Source organism: Jonesia quinghaiensis DSM 15701 (assembly GCF_000423205.1).
Classification (GTDB): Bacteria; Actinomycetota; Actinomycetes; order Actinomycetales; family Cellulomonadaceae; genus Jonesia; species Jonesia quinghaiensis.
The window spans coordinates 19138-40121 of the sequence record NZ_AUHN01000004.1 but is presented as its reverse complement, the minus strand read 5'-3'; the positions used below and the strand labels follow the sequence as shown (position 1 = coordinate 40121).

Here is a 20984-nt window from a genome sequence, read left to right as displayed (position 1 = left end):
TTTTCTCCTCATTAGGTGGATGAGTGAATAATACATTCTGCGCTGTCCCTGTGAAACGTATTTTCGCTGGTGAATAGACGAATTCTTGGTGACTTCATATGGTGAGAACGCCCCATCCATGCGAAAAGTCCTGTACGAATGTCTCGGTTATCGGACTATAGTTAAGTGATCCCATGTTTACGGCACCCTTTGGGCTGCCCGCCATGGAGCGCCACAAGCGCATAAGCACACCCACACCCTTACAAGAAGGTGACGAATTGAAGCGCGTATCCGCCTTGCTCCTGATCTCATCACTCGCGTTCCTTGGGGCTTGCTCCAGCGACAGCAACGCTGAGGAGAAGGGTGCTGAGAGCGCCCAGGAGTCCTCGTCCGCACCAACGGACCCCAACGTAAAACAGTACGAACTTGCCTCCGGTGAAACAGTTGAGGTCAAGCGCCTTGACCCACTGCCTGAGAACGTCCTCGCAGACGTTCAGAGCCGTTTTGACACCAAGCTCTACGAGCCAGACATCACTGCCTACAACAAGGCAGTGGAAGAGGGCTCACTCTCTGAAAGCCAGGACAACTACGCTGCATTCAAAACTCTGTCCACAGAGGTTGGTGCTGACACAGGCAAGTACGTTGCCGGTGTGATCCGTGTTGTTGCTGATTGTGACTCAGACCAGGTTGTGACATGGGCATTCGCCTCACAGTCCACCTCGGCAGCGCAGCCTGCGCCATGCAACGCTGATGACGCTCTTGCTGCTGCACGTCAGTCCGCTGAGGACTACGTTGAATCAGCAATGGGTGGCCCAGAAGCTTGGATCATCATTGAGCAGGACGCAAAGTAACTCTCGCCACGTAAACGGCGAATAGTGGCGGGCTGGTTTCCCAGTCCGCCACTTCTTTAGGTACACTAACTGATGTCAACGCGTTCGTAGCTCAACGGATAGAGCATCTGACTACGGATCAGAAGGTTGGGGGTTCGAATCCCTCCGAGCGCACGATGTATCAACAGCCTCTGCTGCATCACCTCCGGGTGGTGACGCAGGGGCTGTTTTGTTATTTCTGCAGGTAGTTACCGTTTATCAGTTTCGAGACAGCACGGTCACCATGGGGCCTGTTGAGCACTATTGGTAACAAGGTATACATTAGTGACCTGCCCAGTCGAGCACTTTCGAATCCGGTGATTCACCATGGAACACACAACGTACGTCCCAGATCCGTATTCACGTAACTGCCCCTCACGGCAGTTGTTGGACCGCATTGGTGACCGATGGACAGTGCTCCTTGTTGGTGTGCTGAGCACCGGCCCTCACCGCTTCAATGAGCTACAGCGCAAAGTCGATGGTATTTCCCAGAAGATGCTCACACAAACATTGCGGAATCTTGAAAGAGACCACATTGTGCACCGTGAGGTCTACCCGGAAAGCCCGCCGCGTGTCGAATACTCGCTGACGGAAGCGGGCCGGTCTCTATGTGGTCCGTTGAAGAGCCTAGAAATGTGGGCGGTTGCTCACTATCAGGCGATGCATGGTGAAGATTCTCCGCTCCTGTTCCCCTAAGTGTTCCCTTAGAGTAGTAAACGGGCCCTCACCAGCACATCATTCAACACGTCGAGGTGAACGGTGAGGGGAATGCAGCTGACCCCAAAACAAGGGGCAAAAGCGTGACATCCAGATGTTCACACAAGTTGTCGATCTCATCGACAACCAGTGCACACCGTAGGCAAGTGGTCAGGTGAACCTCTAGGGTGTCTCGCTGTGGGGGATGAACGGTGTCGGACAAGTATTGCGGGATAGAGGATAGGACATCGCTGCACAGCGCAGGGGTGCGTGAGTGCCGCCGCATGAGGTCGAGCCATGAAGCTGTAAACGACTCTCGAGCGGTGATGAGTCGCAGCGCCACGGCGTCGTGAGGAATTCCTAAAAACTCTGCAATGGTGTGCGAGGGGAGGTGTTCGATTTCGTGGTACCACAACAGTGCGCGTGCTTCACTACTCAACGTATCGAAGGCTTGAGCAGTTACTGACTGGCTGGCAGTGATAGGACACAAGTACGGACTGAGGGCCACGCGCTGTTGTCCTTCCGTCATGTTGTTCTACCCGGTATGAATCAGTTAGGGCACATCAATGGTGAGAGTTGCGAACGGTTGCCCAGCAGTAGAGAAATCGTCTTTGCTCGCATAAAAGCGGTACGTCATGGTGTCTTTCCCCGTGTCACTGAATGTGTCAGCGATGGGTGTTCCCCAGTTGCTATCTCCTCCTGCGCGAACTTTCCCGACCTCTACGTTGTTCTCATCAAGGATCGAAATGAATGCGTAGTAGGGTGCGCGCCCTGCGAAAGACACCGTGGGGTTGTTTCCATTTGTCTGTTGAACTGTCGGCGTAACTTCTTTGGCGCTTGAGGATGAATCATTGCTACTGCGATCAAAGTCGCTGTTTTTGTTGCGAGATTCATCGCGTTGAGAGTTATTGCTGGAGTTGTCGTTACGCTGCGGCTGCTCGTTGGTGTTGTTGGTCGGGGGTGTGGCGCCGCCGGTGTTGTCTGTGGTGGTTGCTGGTGGAGTGTCAGGTTGTTCGCCCGATGCTTCGGCATCGGTATCTTCTTCAGGTTCTTCCTCGACGGGGGGAGTGGAGTCCGCGGATGCGCCGAAGAGAGCGTCATCGAGGTCGCTCACTTCTTCTGAGGAGTCGTATTTGGAGGCAAGTGAGAAGTTCGGCCCGCCGTAGTCTGGCCGAGACACCTCAATGATTGCGACTGGAGCAGAATCTCCGCCAAAGCCCGGAAGAGCTGTGCCAGCGAGAACTCCTGCACCTATTCCTACCCCCACTAAACCGGTGGCGGTTACCGCCCCAACGATCCGCAGTGGGGCGATTGTCGCTGCTTTAGCGCACAGCGACGCCCATAGTCCTTGACCAGCGCTGCATTCGGTTGCTGCAGTACTTTTTGTGGCCAGCAGGCTAGCGGCTAGGGCAGGCGCGAGGAAGAGAGGGACAAGGGTGGTGCGTAGTCGCGAGGCGACTTGTTGAACTTCTGCGAGGAGTTGCGGGCAGGTAGGGCATAAGTGGAGGTGGCGTTGCATCCGCTGTGTTTGGCGCGGGCTCAGCGATGCTCTGGCGTGGGTAGCGATGCGTTCGGTGGCCCAAGCGCATTCACCTGCCTGCGGTGTGGCTGTGACGTGGGTTTGTAACCAGGCATTGCGCAGGCCCTCGCGGGCACGGTAAGCAAGTGCTGCTACAGCGTTGGCGGATATTCCCATGACTGGCGCGAGTTCGGAGGGGGCCATGCCTTCGACCTCGGTGTACCACAGCACGGATCGCCACTCTGGGGGCAGGGAGCGAAACGCGGAGACCACGTTCTCGTTGTAGTCGAATGCTTCAGTGGTTTCTTCCCAGATGTCTGGAAGTTGTGAGTTGGGTGCGGGGACGACGGGTTCTTGCCAGGACGTAATGATGTGCTTGGCGAGAACGTAGAGGTATGGCCGTACCGGGCCGTCAACGGTGTCGCCTGCTTGGAGGGCGGCGAGGAGCCGGGTGAAGCATTCTTGGGCGACGTCTTCTGGGTCACAGGTTGGACTCAGTGAGCGGGCGGTGTTTTGCACAGCTTCAACGTGACGGTTCCACAGTGCCTCGAAGGCGTCGCTGTCCGCGCGGGCAGCCTGACGCAGCAGGAGGGTATCGGATTTGGTCACGAATGATAGTCTCGCGCACACTTGCAGTTTATGGCTATGAGAACTAAATTGTTCGGACAGCCGAACAATTATTCAGCAACAGAGGGCAATGTGCCAAAGAACCGCATAAAAACAACGATTCTAGGGGTTTTCGCTGCCATGGCGGCGACAATTCTTAGCGCCTGCACGGGTACTTCATACCAATCAACAACCCCACCCGACACAGCCGAAAGGCTTTCAACCACCGCTGATGCGTTACACGTGTTAACAACTTTCACGGTCACTGCTGACATGGTGGCCCAGGTAGGTGGTGAGCACGTTGTAGTGCAATCACTCACGCCACCCGGTGCTGAAATCCACTCATGGGAGCCCAGCCCACAAGACCTCGCTGCGGCATCACAAACCGACCTGATTATTCGTCACGGGCTAGGGCTGGAATCCTGGTTCACCCGGTTCATGGACGACTTAAACGTCCCTTTCATCACCGTGACTGAGGGGATAGACCCCATGCCTATCGTCCATGGTGAGTATGCAGGCGCAGCAAATCCACATGCGTGGATGTCACCCGACAACGCAGAGGTGTATGTCGAGAACATCACTGCAGCTCTCAGTGCATATTCTCCTGAACATAGTGCTGATTTTGCCGCAAACGCCCACCAATATGTTGCGCGCTTGCGGGAAGTATCGAGGAATATCGACTCTCGGATGGCGGAGCTACCTCGTGCACAACGCATCCTGGTGACCTGCGAAGGCGCATTCAGCTACCTTGCCCGCGACCTCGGCTTGCGCGAGTACTACATTTGGCCAGTCAATGCCGAACGCGAGGCAACCCCACGCCGGGTGGCCAGCGTGATCGACGTGTTGGCCGCCCAAGACATACCAGCGGTGTTTTGTGAATCGACTGTGGGAGAGCGTCCGATGCGCGCAATCGCTGAAGAAAGTGGGGCACGGTTCGCAGGAACCCTCTACGTGGATTCGTTGACTGACAGCGATGGTCCTGCCCCGACTTACCTTGACCTGCTGACCTACAACACAGACCTGATTATTGAAGGGTTGTCCGCTCATGAGTGACCAGCACACGGCACCGCTGCTTGAGGTTCGAGACCTCCACGTGAACTATGGAAATGTTCCAGCACTCACCGGTTTGTCTATCACCATTCCCGCAACACAGCATCGTTCCTCAGGTGCCTCGCCTCAGGACAGAACGATGCGAGGTGAGCAGCCAGGTGGCTCAATCACCGGAGTGGTGGGGATGAACGGGTCAGGGAAGTCGAGTTTCTTTAAAGCTCTTATGGGTGTTGTGCCATCCACCGGAACCATCAACATTGCGGGGCAGTCTCCACGACACCTTGTTCGCCGGGGAGCGATCGCGTACATGCCGCAAAGCGAAACGGTGGAGTGGAACTTTCCGTTAAGCGTTGCTGATGTTGTGATGCAAGGGCGAATACCTCATCAGGGATTTATGCGCCGCCCCCACGCCAGCGACCATCAGCGTGTCAGTGAAGCGCTAGACACGGTGGGGTTGGCGGAATACGCGGACCGTCAGATCGGAGATCTCTCCGGAGGGCAACGCAAACGAGTGTTCCTGGCACGAGTTTTGGCCCAAGAGGGTGTCCTGAACATTCTTGACGAGCCTTTCGCTGGGGTTGACCGCCGCACTATCCAGGAAATTATTGGGGTTCTGCGCCGTCAAGCCCAAGCGGGGGCGCACATCCTTGTGTCACTTCACCACCTCGACACGGTCCATGAGTTGTGTGACTCGGTCATTCTTGTTCACCGGAAAGCGCTATTTCACGGCCCTCCAGAGCAAGCGATGACCCCGGAGAACCTTGCCCGTGTTTTTCTTGCCGATTCAGGAGCCCCCGCATGATCGATCTCTTGGTGGATCCATTTACCTATGTCTTTATGCAGCGTGCACTAGCTATTGCGGTGGTTGCCGCGTTGGTGTGTGCGGTGTTGTCATGCTGGCTGGTCCATTTGGGGTGGTCGTTGATGGGTGACGCGATCTCTCATGCTGTACTCCCCGGCGTGGCGTTGGCCTACATTGTGGGGTGGCCATTTGCGGTTGGGGCGGTAGTGTTTGCGCTTCTTGCCGTGGTGCTCATTGGTGCCGTGCGCACCACCTCGATTATTACGGAGGACACGGCAATGGGGGTGGTCTTCACTGGTCTCTTTGCCTCTGGGCTGGTGTTGATCTCGGTGTACCCCAGTGAGGTCGATGTCACCCACGTGTTGTTTGGCAATATTTTGGGGGTGACCGCCTCAGATCTCATCCAAGTGGTGGTTATTGCCCTTATTGTTCTTGCGGTTTTGCTTGTCTGGCGCGCCGATTTCACCCTGTTCGCTTTTGATCCGGTGTATGCGGCGGCGATTGGTTTGCGTGTTGGCGTTTTGCGGTGGGTGCTTTTAGGAGCGTTGGCGCTCACCACCGTCGCTGCGTTGCAAGCGGTAGGGGTAATACTTGTCGTTGCTTTGCTGATTACACCAGGTGCCACAGCATTGCTGTGGACTCGCAACTTCCGCACGATGCTTGTGCTTGCTCCGATTGTGTCGGTATCCAGCGCGTTGGTAGGGCTGTATGCAAGCTACTACGCGGATGTTTCCTCTGGGGCAGCGATCGTTGTTGTTCTGTGCATCCACTTCGTTGTGGCGTGGATCGCAGGCCCACGGCAAGGTTTACGTCAGTGGGCAGCGACGAAGCGAAGCAGGCGTCTTTTGGCGGGATGACGCCGTGAGGCGGGGGTGCGGAACTGGGTTAAGTGCGCGCGGCGGGGCGCTGCGGCAGGGGGCTGGCTGACTCTTCGGTGCGGCGAGGAGCAAAATCCGTCGCGGTCATCACGTCGACAACGGTCTCTGGCGTGTAGAGAGCGGTGGGGGAGAGGAATCGATCGGTGGTCTGCAGGTCGATGAGGTCGAACCGTCCTGCGAAGCGCCCGCCGAGCGAAATCCAGGTTTTGCCGCGTGGAGCGATCTCGCCTGTGCTGTGGGTTTTCATCGTTCTCAACCGTAGAAGGGAATTGCCAAGTGCTCAAGGTTTTCATGGGTGAAGAATTCGATTTTCAACCATCATGCCTCAGCTGGTTTCTCTTCGTCAGATTACGGCTATGTGGGTGAGAAACCAAATCTGACCAGTACTGATACTCGCCCTAGTTACGCGGAAATTGTCTGGTTTTAAGGACGGAGCCCGTTTTTAATGGAGAGATGTTCCCATCGTGGAAACGACAATGCCGGCCCCACCCGAAGGTGGAACCGGCATTATCTGCAGATCTTGTCAGATCAGGCTGCGCGGATGTTCTCCGCCTGCAGACCCTTAGGACCCTGAGCTACGTCGAACTCGACGCGCTGGTTCTCTTCGAGGGTGCGGTAGCCGTTGGTCTGGATTGCTGAGTAGTGCGCGAAAACGTCAGCTGAGCCGTCTTCGGGGGCGATGAAACCAAAGCCCTTTTCAGCGTTGAACCACTTTACGGTTCCAAATGCCATTTTTTTCTCCTTCAAGAGATGGATTGACGCCCTCCAGGTGGAGGCCAGGGTCGTCACAGTGTCGTCGTCCAGCTCTTGAAGAACAAGAACAAACTGTCTCAGATGGCTGAGAGTCATGCAGACGTGCGAGGCACAGCAACTTCGTTCCCAACTGTAACGGTGTTTTGCCTCCACCGCTATACCTTTCCCCTACCTCACAATTTTGAGGGCTGTTCGGGACTTTGTGCAGGTGACGCAAAGATGACTTCACGGTGTCCTCAAAGTGGCTTGCCCAAGGTCAGTCCAGCCGCATCTTGATCAAGAGTGGTGAAGCCAAGATGGCGGTAGAAACCAATCGCGCTCGGGTTCGACGAGCTCACCCCCAAGTGCACCCCGCGCGCCCCTGCTGCGCGTAGTGAGTCGAAGAGCGTCTCAATGAGACGCCGTCCCATGCCCCCGCCTTGGGCCTCTTGAAGAAGGTCTATGTGCAGGTGAGCGGGGTATTTTTCAAGAATTTGCGTGGCGGCGGTTGGTTCCCACGACGTAATGAGCGACATGACCTCAACATCGCGACGGGTTAAGGCAGGGGAGTCTGGGTGGCGTTCCGGTAAGGCCGCAATGACCTGCGGCCACCAGGTGGTGGGGAGGTGTTTTTCGAAGGTGTGGGTGTCCGGAACGCCTAGGACATAACCGACCGGTCGGTTGCCACTCGATATGGCAAAACAGTGCAGCGGGTGAAAAAGAATATAGGGTCCCACATACACATCACCCAGCAAGTTGGGGAGGGTGAACTGGCTTGTGGCGTCATTGCCGTAGTCGCCAGTGCGTAGACAGATGTCGTAGAGAGCTTTGCGGTCGTCGGGGTCGCCGGGCCGGACCCGCCGAATAGTCAGATCACTCATGCTTCAGCCTAACGCTGACGCGGACGTGTGCTCAGTATCAGCCATCTCAGCCACATGCTGACGCCAGCTCAGAACCAACGGGAGTGTTCAAGAGTCATCATGATGCTGCCTGCCCATGTTGAACCAACCGCCGTAGCGCATCGGGCTGCTCTCATGTGTGGCATGTTTTGGCACTGTGTGGCATGTCCAGGACATGCCACATGGTCCCCAAACATGCCACATGTGGTGGGTGGGCGTGTGCGGGGATGTGGTGAGAGGGGATCCTGTGGGGCGAGGATGTGGGTTGGGTAGTGGGAAGAAGATGAGTGCGCCTGAGGGAAAGAGGGCATAAAAAGGCGGGAGGAGCCCGCGCTTCCTCCCGCCACTGAGAACGTCCAGACACCGTACAGAGGGGTCAAAAAACGGTGTCGGCTTCGCTCTCACGTCAGAACTTGTTGACGTTATTAATCTTGGCAGGTTAGGAACCCGACATTGCGGGCCCAAGGTCCCAACTTCACAACAACATGCCACTGAACCAGCCTGAAGAGTGAGATGGTGCTCGCCTATGATGGGCGGGAAAGGGAGTGATGATGGCTGCTTCGGCCCCAACATATTCGTCGCGCAGAGCCTACATTGTTTGGGCTGCTGCCTCCGCTGCCTACATTGTTGCGGTTGTTCACCGCACTTCGCTGGGGGTCGCTGGGCTTGAAGCGGCTGCACGGTTTGATGTTTCCGCAGCGACCCTGTCGCTCTTCACTGTTGTTCAGTTGGTTGTTTACGCTGGTGCCCAAATCCCGGTAGGGATCGTGCTGGACAAAGTGGGGCCGCGCAAACTTATTGCTATCGGTGCAGCAATGATGGGCATCGGGCAATTGGGTATGGCTTTTGCAGATTCGGTGACTCTCGCGTTGTGCGCCCGCGTTCTTATAGGTGCTGGTGACGCGACAACGTTTGTGTCTGTCCTGAAAATCATCGCTGCGTGGTTCCCACCCCGGCGTGCCCCGTTGTTGGGGCAACTCACGGGGCAGATTGCGCAGACGGGTCAGATCATTTCTGCGGTGCCGTTTGTTGTGGTTCTGCACAGCTTGGATTGGACCATTGCGTTTTCTCTGCTTGGTTTCCTTGGGGTGTTGTCGTGCCTGTGGGTCATCACGTGGGTGCGCGACCGCCCAGATGCCCCGTTAACGACGCGTGCTGGTGTGCGAGTCAGGCCTATTGATTTAGTGCCAGCAGTGCCAGGTGTTCGCCCATTAGCTGGGGCGATGCGCACCCCTGGTTCGTGGTTGGGGTTCTGGACTCACATGATTACCGGGTTTAGTTTTAATGTTTTTGTTTTCCTGTGGGGTTACCCCTTTTTGCTGCGTGGGCAAGGGCTGACCCAAACTGAGGCATCAAGCCTCTTCACGCTGATGACCGTGACTGCGATGGTGTCAGGACCACTCATCGGGGAGTTTTGTTCCCGTCACCCGTTGCGACGGTCCTGGCTAGTTTTCACTGTGACAGCTGCACTTGTTGCGGCGTGGCTCATGGTGTTGGTGCCTTCTACGCCCCGCCCACTGTGGCAACTCGTGGTGTTTGTGATGGTTTTGGCTGTGGGCGGCCCAGCGTCGCTCATTGGCCTGGACTACGCGCGGACATCAAACCCTGTGGAACGCTTAGGTGTGGGCTCAGGTTTAGCTAATATGGGCGGTTTTGTCGGCGGGTTCCTGTGCATTTTTGCCATCGGTGTGGCCCTTGACCTGGTGGCGCCGGGCGGTGACTACACGTTGAACGACTTCCGTGTCGCTTTCGCTGTCCTGGCAGTGCCATTTGTTGTGGCGTTTATTGGTGTCCTGTTGACGCGCAAACGTACGCGGCAAGAATACGCGCTGCGAGGCATCGTGGTCCCGGGTGTGCGCGATGCGTGGCAGGACTACCGCAACCGCAACCACAAGCGTTGAGGTGAGGTGAGGTGCGCTGAGCTCAGTACGGCAGGGAAAGCTTGGCGTACACAGCAAAGGCAATGGTGGCCAGCAGTAACCCCATGATGGGGAAACTCAAGTGCACCTCTTTGCGGTACCACGGCACGTGGCTCTGCGCTGAGTGTGGGGCATCGTCAGGTGCGGTTGGCTGCGCTTCTGGGACGTTTGGGTCATCAACCGCGGCGGGAGGCGCATGCTCGTCGGGTTCAACATTCACCCTTAGATTGTCGACCAATCGGTTGCCTGACTTGACTGCAATGCCCATCAACCTGTGGATGAAAGCTGTGGATGACGCCGCACTGCGGGTGAGGCAGCGGTGAACGCGGACCATTAAGATGGAGTGACACACCCCCCAACTTCAAGGACTTTTTCCATGTCAGCGACGTCCCCCGGCTGGTACCCAGACCCACAGAACCCTTCCATAATCCGGTTCTACGACGGGAAAGAGTGGACGAATGAGACTGCTCCAGCTCCGGCTAATGGGCAGCTCTCCTCAGAGATCATTGCGCGTGGCCATCAGATTATGGCCACTCGGAGCGGAAGGTCGGCGGCGTCAGCATCAGCTGTGGGGGTTCCGTACACAGGGGCGGCAAGCGCGGCCGGGACCAACGTCGGGTCATCAAGTACGGTCTCTCAGCCGTACAGCGGGTTCACTACTGATGGCGGCGTTAACGATGCAGCGGCTGACCGTAAAACACCAGGATGGGTATGGCCAGCAATTGGAGTAGCTGCGCTTGCCAGCCTTGGGGTTGTCCTCGTCGCTCCGGCATTGCTTTCTGATTCTGGGGGATCAACTGGCGGCTCTGATTCGGAAACCTACGTAGCTGCGTCTGACATGACGGACGACTACGCCTCTCTTGAGCTCACGAACTCGTACACCTGTGAAGACCTGTTTGATGAGCTGTTCCTCGGTGGCACATTTGAGGACACAAACGGTGAAGCCGTGGTTGGCGCGTCAGGCCCACGCCTCGTTGAAGATGCTCGCGCAGACTTTGAACTGCCTACTGACCCAGAAGACTACTCACTGATCTTCACGTGCAGCGGGACCGCTGAATATGCAGACGGTGAAACGAAAGACGCCCAGTTTGAGTTGAGTGCCTCGTCAGACCGTAACCTCTGGGTGGTTATTGACCCTCGTTAGGGCGCGGGTAGGTAACGCCTCCTGTCGTGCTTGTGCGTCGCACAAGCACGACAGAAGATGTACGAGCAGTGGGCTGCACCTCGATGAGGTGCAGCCCACTGCTCTGTAGTGCGGGAATGTTTAGATGGCGCACCCGTCCGGGCCACACGTATCGGCAGTATCGGAATGGCCAATGGGGGTGAGCGGCTGTGGCTCATCTTGGGCGGCTCGGGTGAGCGCCGCGAGGAACACGGATGGGTCTTGTGCGCCGGAGACCGCGTACTTTGTGTTGAACACAAAGAACGGCACACCGTGGATGCCAAGTTCGCCAGCCTGGGCGATATCAGCGTCCACAGCATCGGCGTACTGCTGTGTTGTCAATGCCTGGCGGGTCACCTCGGGGTCTAGGCCAGCCTCGGTTGCGAGTACAACAAGAGTGTCAATGTCTCCAACGTGTTTGCCTTGTTCAAAGTATGCGGTGAGTAGCAGTTCCTTCAGGGCGCCTTGGTGGCCGGTGTTTTTGGCAAGGTGGAGGGCCTGATGCGCGAGGCGGGTATTGGTGTGGCGCAGGGTGTCGAAGTTGTACTGCAACCCTTCGCTTGCTGCTATTTGGGTGACTTGGTCAAGCATCGCGGATGCTTGGTCAGGGCTGATGCCTTTGTGTTGGGTGAGGAAGTCGACCTCGGACCCGTTGAAGTTGGTGGGGGTGTCGGGTGCCAACTCAAAGGAGTGGTAGGTGATGTTCACGGTATTAGGTGCGAACTCTGCGAGGGCTTTTTCAAACCGGCGTTTCCCGATGAAGCACCAGGGGCATGCGATGTCTGACCAAATGTCTACTTGTACTTGTTTCACGTCACCATAACCAGTGTGTTGGCGAGGTCATTCCCACACACCTAATACTTGACGCTTCAAGTAATTGGTGGTCCACTGGAACCATGACCACACAACACCCCGCTGCACCCCATGCCACGGCATCACGCTCCACAGCGCCCTCCCCAAACCTCCTTCCCGCAGCAACCACCATGGACGCCGTCACCCTGTACGTGCGCGACATCGACGCCATGATCGCGTTCTACACCAACGTCATCACCCTCGATGTCCTCATCGACACCACCACCCACGCCAACGACGCCCGCACCGGAATAGTCACCCTCGGGCGCGGAACCACACCCATCATCGTGCTCCGCCACGAACCAAACCTGCCCCAACCCACCCGCACCGAAGCAGGGCTTTTCCACACCGCGATCCTGTTCCCCACCCAACGCGACCTCGCCCGCGTCCTGCTATCAGTCGCCCAAAAAGCCCCACGACTCTTCACCGGGAGCGCCGACCACCTCGTCTCCCAAGCCTTCTACCTCAACGACCCCGAAGGCAACGGAATCGAACTGTACTGGGACCGCGCCAGAGACCAATGGCAATGGAACGGCAACCACGTTGTCATGGACTCCCTGTGGCTCGACCCCAACGGGTTCATCACCGAACACCTCGGCGACACCCCCGCCGATGCCCCCCACACCCCTGCAGGCGAAGCGCAAGTAGGGCATGTGCACCTACAAGTCGGAGACACCGACGCAGCAGCCAGCTTCTACTCAGCGATCCTCGGATTTGAACCCACCGCCCAGGTGCCCGGTGCACTGTTTGTTGCCGCCGGCGGATACCACCACCACATGGCCATGAACACGTGGAACTCACGCGGCGCAGGACCACGAGCATCAAGCCTAGGGCTCGGCGAAGTGTCCATCATGGTGCCGCACAACGACGACATTGCGGCACTCAGCGACCGGCTCAAGCACCACCGGATCACCGCCGCACACACCGGGGCGGCCCTCACTTTTGAAGACCCGTGGCGCAACCGCTTGGCAGTGAGCGTTACACCGAGTCGCGCTCAATAAGCTGAGTCGGCACCGTCACCGCAGCATGCTCCTTGCCGTTAATCACATCAAGAAGAATACGAATAACCTCAGCAGCAATACGATCAAACGGCTGACGCATCGTGGTTAACGCAGGCTGCAACTGCCCAGCAAGCGCATGATCATCAAACCCTGCGACAGCGACGTCGTCGGGAATGCGCCTCCCCAATTGAGCTAGTGCAGTCATCGCACCAGCTGCCATCAAATCCGACGCAACAAAAATCCCATCCACATCAGGGCGACGCTCCAACAGTTTCATGGTGGCCTCATACCCTGACCGCCGCGAATAATCGCCATACGCAACCAGCGAATCATCGTAGGCGTCACCCAACGCCATCCGGTACCCGTCCAACCGGAACCGCCCCCCAGGAGTATCAAGGGGACCCGTGATGGTTCCAACGCGCTCGCGGCCTTTGTCGAGCATGTATTGGGTCATACGGCGCGATGAGGCAAGTTCGTCAACGGCAGCCCACCCGATCCGGTCTTCGTAACCTAAGGGCATGCCGCAAGCCACAACAGGAATGTCTTTGGCGAGGAGGTCACCAACAACTGGGTTGTCCTGGTGGGATGACACCAGAATCACCCCGTCAACGTGCCCTGAGGCAATGTACTCGGTGTTGCGGCGGCGTTCGGAGGGGGTCCCGGCAACCATGAGGAGCATCGGGATTTCCAGTTCTCCGAGTTGCTCAGCGCAGGAACGCAACAAAATGGAGAAGGTGGGGTCCTCGAATAGGAGGTGTTGTGGTTCAGTCAGGAGAAACGCAACGGAGTTGGAACGCCCCGTGGCTAGTGACCGGGCGTGCTGGTTCATGGAGTAGCCGGTCGCTTTGATGGCGGCTTCCACTTTGGTGCGGGCGTCGGGTGAAACCCAGTGCCCGCCATTGATGACGCGTGACACTGTGCCACGTGAAACGCCTGCTGCTGCCGCGACATCGCGGATAGTAGGGCGTTTCTTTGAGTTAGGGGACGGCATGTCGTTCTCCACACAGACACTCTAGGGGAGAACTGAGTGTTCTCGCCCAACGGGGTAACAGGACGTGTCATGCACGATGCCCGCCAGCGATCTGTGAAGCGCGGGCGGGCATCGTGCAGGGCGGCTGGTCTTATCCCTTGACTGCGCCGCCGAAGTCGACCTTCCAGTACCGCTGAAGGAGGAAGAACAGGGCGATCAGCGGGATGATGGACAGCAACGCACCGGTGATCACGGAGGTGTACATCGCTGGTTGGCTTGCGCCCTGGTTGAGTAGACCAGACAACCCTACGGTCAGTGGGTAGAGCTGGTCGTTGCCCAGCATGATGAACGGCAACATGTAGTTGTTCCAGATCGCAACAAACTGGAACAAGAAGATGGTGACCAGGGCGGGCAACATCATAGGCATGGCGATGGTGAAGAAGGTGCGGGCTTCACCTGCGCCGTCAGTGCGGGCTGCTTCGATGACGTCTGTGGGCACTGATGCGCCAGCGTAAATGCGGGCGAGGTAAATGCCGTATGGCGAAATGATCGAGGGGAGAAGCACCGACCAATATGTGTTGGTCATGCCGATCTGCGCGAACAACAGGTACTGGGGGATAGCAAGGACAACGGCGGGTACGAGAACACCGGCGAGAAGGATCTTGAAGATCATGTCTTTACCACGGAACGTGTACTTCGCCAAGCCATATCCGGCTGCAGCTGACACCAGGGTGGACAGTGCGCCACCAACACCTGCGTACAGTGCTGTGTTGGCCATCCACTTCCAGAACAACCCGCCACGGTAGGCGCTCAACTCGCTGATGTTGTCCAGCAGGTGAGTTGAGGGGGCGAATGTGAAGGTGGAGAACAGTTCGTTTGCGCCTTTGGTGGACGCGGTGATAACCCAGATGACGGGTAGTAGGCAGTACAGTGCGCCGAGCAGGAGAATCCCTGTACTGAGGTAACTGGGGCGTTCTTTCATGTCAGGACTCCTGGTTAAAGGCGCGGTTGCCGACGAGGCGGAGGAAGCCGAAGCTTAAGAGGAAGGTCGCAGCCGCAATGACGATGGACGTTGCCGCTGCGGAGTAGATGTCATCGCGCACAAATGCGTCGCGGTACACCTTCATCAGCGGAGACCATGTGGTGGAGATTGAGTTCGACAACGGGCGCAGTGTGGTCGGCTCAGCGAAGACCTGCAGCGTTGCGATCAGGGAGAACACGAACGTCATGATGAGTGAGGGGATGACGATCGGAATTTTGATGCGCCAAGCGACTTGGCGTTCTGTTGCCCCGTCAATACGGGCCGCCTCATACAGTTCGCTGGGGATGGCTCGCAGCGACGTGTAGATGACAATCATGTTGAACCCGGTGCCGCCCCACACAGCGATGTTCGCGATAGCGAAGATCACGAGGTCATTGGCGAGGAGCGAGGGAGCGTCTAACCCCATTTTGTCGAACAGGTAGTAGAACGGGGACACCGCAGGCAGGTACAAGAAACCCCACAGCAGGGAGGAAATCACTGCTGGCACGGCGTATGGCAAGAAGATCGCTAACCGTGAGAAGTTTCGTGCTCGGGAGCGCCCGGAGTCCAGCAGCAGCGCGAACAGGAGCGCCATGCCGAGCATCGTCGGGACAACGAGCAACCCGTAGGTGAACACTCGAATAACGGAGTCCACGAAGTCAGGGTCTGACAGGGAGCGCGCATAGTTGCTGAACCCAGCCCACACTTCGGTGCGGCCACCAGAGCCGAGCCCTAGCCCGGAGACTTTTACGCCTCGGAAACTCAGGTACAGCGCGTAAACGATGGGGAGCGCCATGATGCCAACAAAAAGGGCCATGGCTGGTGCGAGGAAAAGATACGGTGCTGCTTTGAGCCCGAGCGGTTTGTTGCGATTCACGGGGTGTCCTTATGGGTCCAGGTGAGCGCAGGAGCGAAGAGCCGAGGGGGAACGGCCATCCGCTCCTGCGCTGGGGAAGGGTGAACTGCGGGCTTACTGGACCGTGAAGCCTGCGTTCACCATGTCGTCAACGACGATGGTTTGGATGTTCTTCACAGCCTGCACGAAGTCGGCTGCTGTCTTTGATTCTGTGGCTTTACCGAACTCGTCGTTGTAGGCAGAGTAGGCGGTGTTCACGTTAGGACCAAAGGTGAATGGTGCTGCTGTAGCAGCAGCTTCAGCAGCAACGTCGTAGAAGTTTGGCTGGTTGGAGAAGAACTCCGGTGCCTCAGTCAGTGCTGATGCGGCAGCGTTTTGTGCGGCTGGGTAAATACCGGCCTCGGTGACCATGGTGGCCACCGCGTCTGCGTCAGTGTTCAACCAGGTGGCGAACTTCGCTGCTGCTTCTGGGTGCTCAGACTGTGTGGAGACTGCGGTGGATGACCCACCCCAGCTACCGGTTGCTGGGGCTGACGCGTCCCACTGTGGCATAGGGGCAACTTCCCACTTGCCTGCGGTGTCGCCTGCGTTACCAGACAGTACCCCTGGTGCCCACACTGCGGAGAGCCAACCCACCTCGGAGCCGTCGTTGAGGGCGGCATTCCATTCTGGGGTGTACATGGGCTTGTTGTTGATGACGCCTTCTTCGACGAGTCCGCCCCAGAACTCAGCAACACGCTGAGTGGGTTCTTCGTCGACGTGAACACCCCACGCTTGTGCTTCGAGGTCCATGGACCACCATGAGGCACCAGCTTGTGTGGCCAGGCCGGTGAACCAGCCCGCGTCGTTCGCGGAGAAGGTACCAAGGTACTGCTTGGAGTCGGCTTCGTTGATGGCGCGTGCGGCATCAGCGTATTCGTCCCACGTGGTGGGGACCTCAAGGTCAAGTTCTTCAAAAACGTCTGCACGGTAGAAGAACATCATTGGCCCGGAGTCTTGGGGCACGGAGTACACGGCGTCGCTGCCGAGTGTCACGGCGTTCCAGACACCTTCGGAGAATTCGTTCTTCGTGGTGTCATCAACGTACTCGGAGATGTCTGCGAGCGCGTCTGATGAGACGAGTGTGGGGATGACTTGGTATTCCGCTTGCATGAGGTCGGGTGCGCCGGACCCTGCCTTGATGGCGGTGAGGAATTTGGTGACTGCGGCGTCACCACCGTCTTGTTTGTTGACGGTTACTTGGATGTCGGGGTTTTCTTCGTTCCAGACGTCGACGACCTTTTCCATGTTGGGTGCCCAGGTCCAGTAGGTGAGTTCTACTTTTTCGCCTGAGCTGGTGGAGCCGCCGTTGTCGTTGCTGTCTGACCCGCACGATGCCAGGGTGATACCCAGCGTTACTGCGAGTGTTGCTGCTGCGGCTTTCTTCATTCCGCGCATGTGATCCTCCTTGATCGGTGACCCATGATGGGGTGGTTGTCGATGTCACTGGTCGGGGGATGCGCTGTTGCACCCGGGCTGTGACCGGTCACAGACAATAATGTTGCACGCTTGCCCCGATGTTGGCAAGTGCCGTTATCTTACTGGTACATTTATGGGCGTTGAGGCTGTGACCGTGCACAGCGGAGTGCTCAAGCCAAGTTGCCGTCGCGCAAGAAAAGAGATCTACCCCATGCGTTTCGATTCCCAGTTCGAGCCCAATGCCACACCGCTGAAAGGCCTGAACGCCATCACCTACGGCGGTGACTACAATCCCGAACAATGGCCACGCGAGGTGTGGTTACAAGACGCCACCCTCATGCGACAAGCCGGCGTCAACCTGGTTTCTATCGGGATCTGGTCCTGGGCGAAACTCGAACCACGCCCAGGAGAGTTCGACTTTGCCTGGCTCGACGACCTCATCGCCATCCTGTGGGAACAAGGCATCCACGTTGACCTAGCCACCCCCACTGCCGCACCACCAGCGTGGTTCTACAAGAACCACCCCGACGCCCGTGTCATCACACGTGACGGCACCGTCATGACCAACGCGTCCCGCGGAATGCCGTCACCCTCGGCGCCTGCCTACCGTGAAGCGTGCGCTCGCATTACTCATGCCCTGGCGCAGCGGTATGCCAGCCACCCGGCGTTGGCTCTGTGGCACGTTCACAACGAGTATGGTGCCCCTGTGTCGGATTCTTACGATGACCACTCGGTCGCTGCGTGGCGTGAGTGGCTGAAGGAGCGCTACACCACTCTTGATGGTGTCAATGATGCGTGGGGCACAAGTTTTTGGGGTCAAACCTATTACGAGTGGGATGAGATCCCTGCCCCGGCGCAGTCTGCGACGGTAACTAACCCGTCGATGCGCCTTGATTACCAGCGTTTCACCTCTGACGCGTTGTTGCAGTGCTTCATTGCTGAGCGTGACATTATCCGCCAGTACTCTGATGCGCCGATCACCACCAACTTCATGGCGTCGTCATGCCCGGCGATGGACTTGTGGGCGTGGGCGCAGGAGTGCGACATTGTGTCCAACGATCACTACCTGACTGCTAGCGACCCGCGCAACTATGTGACGCTGGCGCTTGATGCTGACTTAACCCGGTCCATTGCCCGCGGCAAACCGTGGTTGTTGATGGAGCACTCCACTTCGGCGGTGAACTGGCAAGACCGCAACGTGGCGAAACTTCCCGGTGAGATGCTGCGTAACTCGCTGTCTCACCTGGGGCGTGGTGCGGACGGCATCATGTACTTCCAGTGGCGCGCTGCCCGTTTTGGTGCGGAGAAGTTCCACTCCTCGATGATCCCTCATGCTGGGACATCAAGCCGTGTCTACCGCGACGTTTTAGCGCTTGGGCGCACCTTAGAATCCCTCACAAGCCACGGCATGGTGGGTAGTGCAACGCCAGCTGACGTGGCGATTTTGTGGGATTGGGAGTCTTTCTGGGCCCAAGACCTTGAGTGGCGTCCCTCAGTTGATGTGTCGCACCGTGAGCGGATTGTGGCGTTCTACAACCAACTGTGGAAAGACAAGATCACCACTGATTTTGTTCACCCTGAAGCTGACCTCAGCGGGTACAAATTGGTCCTTGCGCCTGCGTCTTACTTGATGACTGATGCTGCTTCAGCGAACATCGCCCAGTATGTTCGCGGCGGCGGTCGGTTCCTCGCCTCGTACTTCTCGGGGATCGTCAATGAGAATGACACGGTGCGCATCGGTGGGCTCGCAAAAGCCCTTGAAGACGTGTTGGGCGTCAAGGTTGAGGAGTTTTTGCCACTGCGCGAGGGTGACGCGGTCACCCTTAACGCCGACCTACTGGGTGTGACCGGCACCCTCACCGGTGATGTGTGGGCTGATGACATTGTGCTTGATGGGGCGAAAGACGTTGCCACGTACACCGACGGTCCAGCACCTGGGGGAGCGGCAATTACCCGCCACGAGTTTGGGCAGGGTATCGCATGGTATGTGTCGACTCGCCTACACGCTAGCGACCTCGCGGCAGTGTTGGATGCGGTGTATGCCGATGCGCACCTCACCCCAGAGCGCACCTTGCCTACTGAACTGGAAATTGTCACCCGTGAATCAGCTGATGGGCGGCGTTACATTGTGGTTCTCAACCACACTGATCACGAGGTGACCGTGCCAGTCACGGGCAACCACGGGGTGCTCACCGGGGTGTCCCTTGACGGGGCCACTGTCCTGCAACCACCGGTTGTTGGGCGCACCGCACACAACCGCGGTGAGACCACTCACCGAGATGACACCGTTGTGCTCCCAGAGCCAGTGGCAGTTACCTCATCAGGTGTGGCCGTGACCGCAGGGGGAAGCGCGATCATCCTCCAATGACCGCGCCGCGCCCGTCCAGGGCGTAAGCGTCACGGCCATCGGGGTGGGGAGTGTGCACAGTGCTCCCCACCCTTTATTTTTGTGCCCCAGCAGCCGATCTAGTAGGTATGTCAATGACGGGTGAGGGCGAAGCTGGCGCACATCCACGTGCACATTGGGTGGCCCGGCGACCTCACAGTGATGATGGTGCAGGTGACGGGCAAGTCACCGCCGATGCTTTGATGGCGTTGGGCGGTCACCAACAGTGGGTGTTGCATGACTGCCCGTGGCCGGGGCGACCGTTGGCGAACATCGACCATATTGTGGTGGGGGTCAGCGGCGTCCATGTTCTTGACACCAAAAATTGGTCGGGTGAGGTCGCTATCTCTGCGCAGTCAATCACCCACAATGGGCATGACCGTCAGGGTGCGTTGGCGTCTGTTCGCACCCAGCAGCAGGTCATCCAGGCGTTAGTTGCCGCAGTACGCACAGACATGCCTGACCTACCAGAGGTTCCTGTGGTGCCGTACCTGGTGCTCACCGGGCGCACCGGGGTGTGCGCGCAGGTTGATGGGGTGTTGGTTGTTTCTGTTGACCAGGTTGCACGTGTCATCGCTGACGGGCAAGTTTGTGTGCCTCAGCGAGATGTCCCTCAATTGGCGTTTCGCCTCATTGAGGGGTTGGATTTGGACCGTGAACTGACGTTATTGACGTTGAAAGAAGCCAGAAAACAGGGCAAACCACGCCAGGCGTCAGGGCAGGCGGGGCACGGGGTATCTGATGAGCAGCCCAACCGGTTTCTCCCGCAACGCCCCGTGCGGTCAGCGATGCCCCGTAGCGCAGAAAAATATGCAGACTCTCACCGCCCACAAACTGACACCCCAACGAATGAGGTCCTTGACGGAGTGGTCATGGGGAGCGACCTACCAGGGGCTGCACCCGACCCACTGCAAGGCGCGGGGCAACGCGGGTGGCGTAGGGCTGTGCGTCGCGGCGGGAAAGTTGCCGCTGCGGTGATTGTGGTGTGGTTTATTGCCGCGAATGCGGGTGTAGCCGGTGACGTCACCCAGTGGCTGGGTGACGTCCTACGCGGTTAGTTCTTGGGGCGAAACTTTGTGACCACACGACGTGAGGATCGTTTTGCGACGATCTGGGTGACGGATGCTGCTACCGCTGATACGGCGGCGAAGGTCACCACAGACGCGATGCGGGCATCGTCGTCGTCAATGTTGTGCGAAAGACCACCAGTGGTTTTGTCCCAGATTTTTTCGACTGCTTTCTGAGCTGCCCAACCGGCGGCAAGTGACAGGCCGATCATGACGATCTTTTCCGTGGTTGACTGGTCCTTAGCCACGTGTTGCTCCTGTT

At 57.8% G+C, this 20984-nt stretch carries 22 protein-coding genes and 1 tRNA gene; 11 read left to right on the top strand and 12 right to left on the bottom strand.

Going from position 1 to position 20984, the window contains the following annotated elements:
* Positions 1-173 precede the first annotated feature (173 nt).
* The 3 genes from G538_RS0100225 (at position 174) to G538_RS0100215 (ending at position 1544) form a co-directional block, all read left to right on the top strand.
* On the top strand, positions 174-830 hold the full coding sequence (locus G538_RS0100225) for a hypothetical protein (protein ID WP_029067723.1): 657 nt from the start codon (positions 174-176) through the stop codon (positions 828-830).
* Between the two features lie 80 nt (positions 831-910).
* Positions 911-983 (top strand) — tRNA-Arg (locus G538_RS0100220).
* 192 nt (positions 984-1175) lie between these two features.
* Positions 1176-1544: a winged helix-turn-helix transcriptional regulator gene (locus G538_RS0100215; RefSeq protein WP_029067722.1), complete on the top strand. Its 369-nt coding sequence runs from the start codon at positions 1176-1178 to the stop codon at positions 1542-1544.
* A 43-nt stretch (positions 1545-1587) separates the two neighbouring features.
* Here the strand turns inward: G538_RS0100215 and G538_RS0100210 are convergent, their stop codons facing one another.
* Complete coding sequence (locus tag G538_RS0100210; RefSeq protein WP_029067721.1) at positions 1588-2052, bottom strand: hypothetical protein; 465 nt, start codon at positions 2050-2052, stop codon at positions 1588-1590.
* A 45-nt stretch (positions 2053-2097) separates the two neighbouring features.
* Positions 2098-3672, bottom strand: coding sequence for a sigma-70 family RNA polymerase sigma factor (locus G538_RS17125; RefSeq protein WP_051196405.1), 1575 nt, complete (start codon positions 3670-3672; stop codon positions 2098-2100).
* Positions 3673-3708: 36 nt separating this feature from the next.
* Between G538_RS17125 and G538_RS0100200 the strand changes: the two genes are divergently transcribed.
* The 3 genes from G538_RS0100200 to G538_RS0100190 are packed head-to-tail and all read left to right on the top strand — an operon-like array spanning position 3709 to position 6378.
* Positions 3709-4722 carry a metal ABC transporter substrate-binding protein gene (locus tag G538_RS0100200; protein ID WP_084617911.1) on the top strand — a complete coding sequence of 338 codons (1014 nt, stop codon included), beginning with the start codon at positions 3709-3711 and terminating at the stop codon, positions 4720-4722.
* Positions 4715-5521 (top strand): metal ABC transporter ATP-binding protein, encoded by an 807-nt coding sequence (locus G538_RS0100195; RefSeq protein ID WP_035832701.1) that lies wholly within the window; start codon positions 4715-4717, stop codon positions 5519-5521. The genes G538_RS0100200 and G538_RS0100195 overlap by 8 nt, the downstream gene beginning before the upstream one ends.
* On the top strand, positions 5518-6378 hold the full coding sequence (locus G538_RS0100190) for a metal ABC transporter permease (RefSeq protein ID WP_029067718.1): 861 nt from the start codon (positions 5518-5520) through the stop codon (positions 6376-6378). The genes G538_RS0100195 and G538_RS0100190 overlap by 4 nt, the downstream gene beginning before the upstream one ends.
* A gap of 28 nt (positions 6379-6406) precedes the next feature.
* Here the strand turns inward: G538_RS0100190 and G538_RS0100185 are convergent, their stop codons facing one another.
* The 3 genes from G538_RS0100185 to G538_RS0100175 form a co-directional block, all read right to left on the bottom strand.
* Entirely contained in the window at positions 6407-6646 is a 240-nt protein-coding gene (locus G538_RS0100185; RefSeq protein WP_029067717.1) for a hypothetical protein, read from the bottom strand.
* A gap of 281 nt (positions 6647-6927) precedes the next feature.
* Entirely contained in the window at positions 6928-7131 is a 204-nt protein-coding gene (locus G538_RS0100180; protein WP_029067716.1) for a cold-shock protein, read from the bottom strand.
* A gap of 257 nt (positions 7132-7388) precedes the next feature.
* A complete protein-coding gene (locus G538_RS0100175) occupies positions 7389-8012 on the bottom strand; it encodes a GNAT family N-acetyltransferase (protein ID WP_029067715.1) in 624 nt (207 codons plus the stop codon).
* 569 nt (positions 8013-8581) lie between these two features.
* On the opposite strand from G538_RS0100175, the gene G538_RS0100170 reads away from it, so the two are divergent.
* Complete coding sequence (locus G538_RS0100170) at positions 8582-9931, top strand: MFS transporter (protein WP_029067714.1); 1350 nt, start codon at positions 8582-8584, stop codon at positions 9929-9931.
* A 22-nt stretch (positions 9932-9953) separates the two neighbouring features.
* Here G538_RS0100170 and G538_RS0100165 read toward each other — a convergent pair whose 3' ends face one another.
* Positions 9954-10169 carry a hypothetical protein gene (locus tag G538_RS0100165; protein WP_157544235.1) on the bottom strand — a complete coding sequence of 72 codons (216 nt, stop codon included), beginning with the start codon at positions 10167-10169 and terminating at the stop codon, positions 9954-9956.
* A gap of 156 nt (positions 10170-10325) precedes the next feature.
* Between G538_RS0100165 and G538_RS0100160 the strand changes: the two genes are divergently transcribed.
* A complete protein-coding gene (locus tag G538_RS0100160) occupies positions 10326-11093 on the top strand; it encodes a DUF2510 domain-containing protein (RefSeq protein ID WP_029067712.1) in 768 nt (255 codons plus the stop codon).
* 120 nt (positions 11094-11213) lie between these two features.
* On the opposite strand, the gene G538_RS14260 is transcribed toward G538_RS0100160, so the two are convergent.
* Positions 11214-11924, bottom strand: coding sequence for a DsbA family oxidoreductase (locus G538_RS14260; protein WP_084617909.1), 711 nt, complete (start codon positions 11922-11924; stop codon positions 11214-11216).
* Between the two features lie 83 nt (positions 11925-12007).
* Between G538_RS14260 and G538_RS14255 the strand changes: the two genes are divergently transcribed.
* Positions 12008-12964 carry a VOC family protein gene (locus G538_RS14255; RefSeq protein WP_084617907.1) on the top strand — a complete coding sequence of 319 codons (957 nt, stop codon included), beginning with the start codon at positions 12008-12010 and terminating at the stop codon, positions 12962-12964.
* Here the strand turns inward: G538_RS14255 and G538_RS0100145 are convergent.
* The 4 genes from G538_RS0100145 to G538_RS0100130 form a co-directional block, all read right to left on the bottom strand.
* Positions 12942-13955 carry a LacI family DNA-binding transcriptional regulator gene (locus G538_RS0100145; RefSeq protein ID WP_029067711.1) on the bottom strand — a complete coding sequence of 338 codons (1014 nt, stop codon included), beginning with the start codon at positions 13953-13955 and terminating at the stop codon, positions 12942-12944. The genes G538_RS14255 and G538_RS0100145 overlap by 23 nt on opposite strands.
* Positions 13956-14085: 130 nt before the next feature.
* The gene (locus tag G538_RS0100140; protein ID WP_029067710.1) at positions 14086-14916 is read right to left on the bottom strand and encodes a carbohydrate ABC transporter permease; all 831 of its coding nucleotides are present in this window, start codon (positions 14914-14916) and stop codon (positions 14086-14088) included.
* 1 nt (position 14917) lies between these two features.
* Positions 14918-15832, bottom strand: a complete 915-nt coding sequence (locus tag G538_RS0100135; RefSeq protein ID WP_029067709.1) for a carbohydrate ABC transporter permease — start codon at positions 15830-15832, stop codon at positions 14918-14920.
* A gap of 93 nt (positions 15833-15925) precedes the next feature.
* Entirely contained in the window at positions 15926-17248 is a 1323-nt protein-coding gene (locus G538_RS0100130) for an ABC transporter substrate-binding protein (RefSeq protein ID WP_029067708.1), read from the bottom strand.
* Between the two features lie 232 nt (positions 17249-17480).
* Between G538_RS0100130 and G538_RS0100125 the strand changes: the two genes are divergently transcribed.
* Together G538_RS0100125 and G538_RS0100120 are read left to right on the top strand one after the other, a co-directional pair.
* Positions 17481-19637 carry a beta-galactosidase gene (locus G538_RS0100125; protein ID WP_029067707.1) on the top strand — a complete coding sequence of 719 codons (2157 nt, stop codon included), beginning with the start codon at positions 17481-17483 and terminating at the stop codon, positions 19635-19637.
* A 107-nt stretch (positions 19638-19744) separates the two neighbouring features.
* Complete coding sequence (locus G538_RS0100120; RefSeq protein ID WP_084617905.1) at positions 19745-20713, top strand: nuclease-related domain-containing protein; 969 nt, start codon at positions 19745-19747, stop codon at positions 20711-20713.
* On the opposite strand, the gene G538_RS18100 is transcribed toward G538_RS0100120, so the two are convergent.
* Positions 20710-20970, bottom strand: coding sequence for a DUF4235 domain-containing protein (locus G538_RS18100; RefSeq protein ID WP_169514067.1), 261 nt, complete (start codon positions 20968-20970; stop codon positions 20710-20712). The two genes, G538_RS0100120 and G538_RS18100, sit on opposite strands and share 4 nt — an antisense overlap.
* Between the last annotated feature and the right edge of the window lie 14 nt (positions 20971-20984).

Excerpts from the sequence above, each read along its gene's own strand:
- G538_RS0100225 (WP_029067723.1), top strand. The coding sequence starts at position 174 with ATGTTTACGGCACCCTTTGGGCTGCCCGCCATGGAGCGCCACAAGCGC.
- G538_RS0100215 (WP_029067722.1), top strand. The coding sequence starts at position 1,176 with ATGGAACACACAACGTACGTCCCAGATCCGTATTCACGTAACTGCCCC.
- G538_RS0100200 (WP_084617911.1), top strand. The coding sequence starts at position 3,709 with ATGAGAACTAAATTGTTCGGACAGCCGAACAATTATTCAGCAACAGAG.
- G538_RS0100195 (WP_035832701.1), top strand. The coding sequence starts at position 4,715 with ATGAGTGACCAGCACACGGCACCGCTGCTTGAGGTTCGAGACCTCCAC.
- G538_RS0100190 (WP_029067718.1), top strand. The coding sequence starts at position 5,518 with ATGATCGATCTCTTGGTGGATCCATTTACCTATGTCTTTATGCAGCGT.
- G538_RS0100185 (WP_029067717.1), bottom strand. The coding sequence starts at position 6,646 with ATGAAAACCCACAGCACAGGCGAGATCGCTCCACGCGGCAAAACCTGG.
- G538_RS0100180 (WP_029067716.1), bottom strand. The coding sequence starts at position 7,131 with ATGGCATTTGGAACCGTAAAGTGGTTCAACGCTGAAAAGGGCTTTGGT.
- G538_RS0100175 (WP_029067715.1), bottom strand. The coding sequence starts at position 8,012 with ATGAGTGATCTGACTATTCGGCGGGTCCGGCCCGGCGACCCCGACGAC.
- G538_RS0100170 (WP_029067714.1), top strand. The coding sequence starts at position 8,582 with ATGGCTGCTTCGGCCCCAACATATTCGTCGCGCAGAGCCTACATTGTT.
- G538_RS0100160 (WP_029067712.1), top strand. The coding sequence starts at position 10,326 with ATGTCAGCGACGTCCCCCGGCTGGTACCCAGACCCACAGAACCCTTCC.
- G538_RS14255 (WP_084617907.1), top strand. The coding sequence starts at position 12,008 with ATGACCACACAACACCCCGCTGCACCCCATGCCACGGCATCACGCTCC.
- G538_RS0100145 (WP_029067711.1), bottom strand. The coding sequence starts at position 13,955 with ATGCCGTCCCCTAACTCAAAGAAACGCCCTACTATCCGCGATGTCGCG.
- G538_RS0100140 (WP_029067710.1), bottom strand. The coding sequence starts at position 14,916 with ATGAAAGAACGCCCCAGTTACCTCAGTACAGGGATTCTCCTGCTCGGC.
- G538_RS0100130 (WP_029067708.1), bottom strand. The coding sequence starts at position 17,248 with ATGCGCGGAATGAAGAAAGCCGCAGCAGCAACACTCGCAGTAACGCTG.
- G538_RS0100125 (WP_029067707.1), top strand. The coding sequence starts at position 17,481 with ATGCGTTTCGATTCCCAGTTCGAGCCCAATGCCACACCGCTGAAAGGC.
- G538_RS0100120 (WP_084617905.1), top strand. The coding sequence starts at position 19,745 with ATGTCAATGACGGGTGAGGGCGAAGCTGGCGCACATCCACGTGCACAT.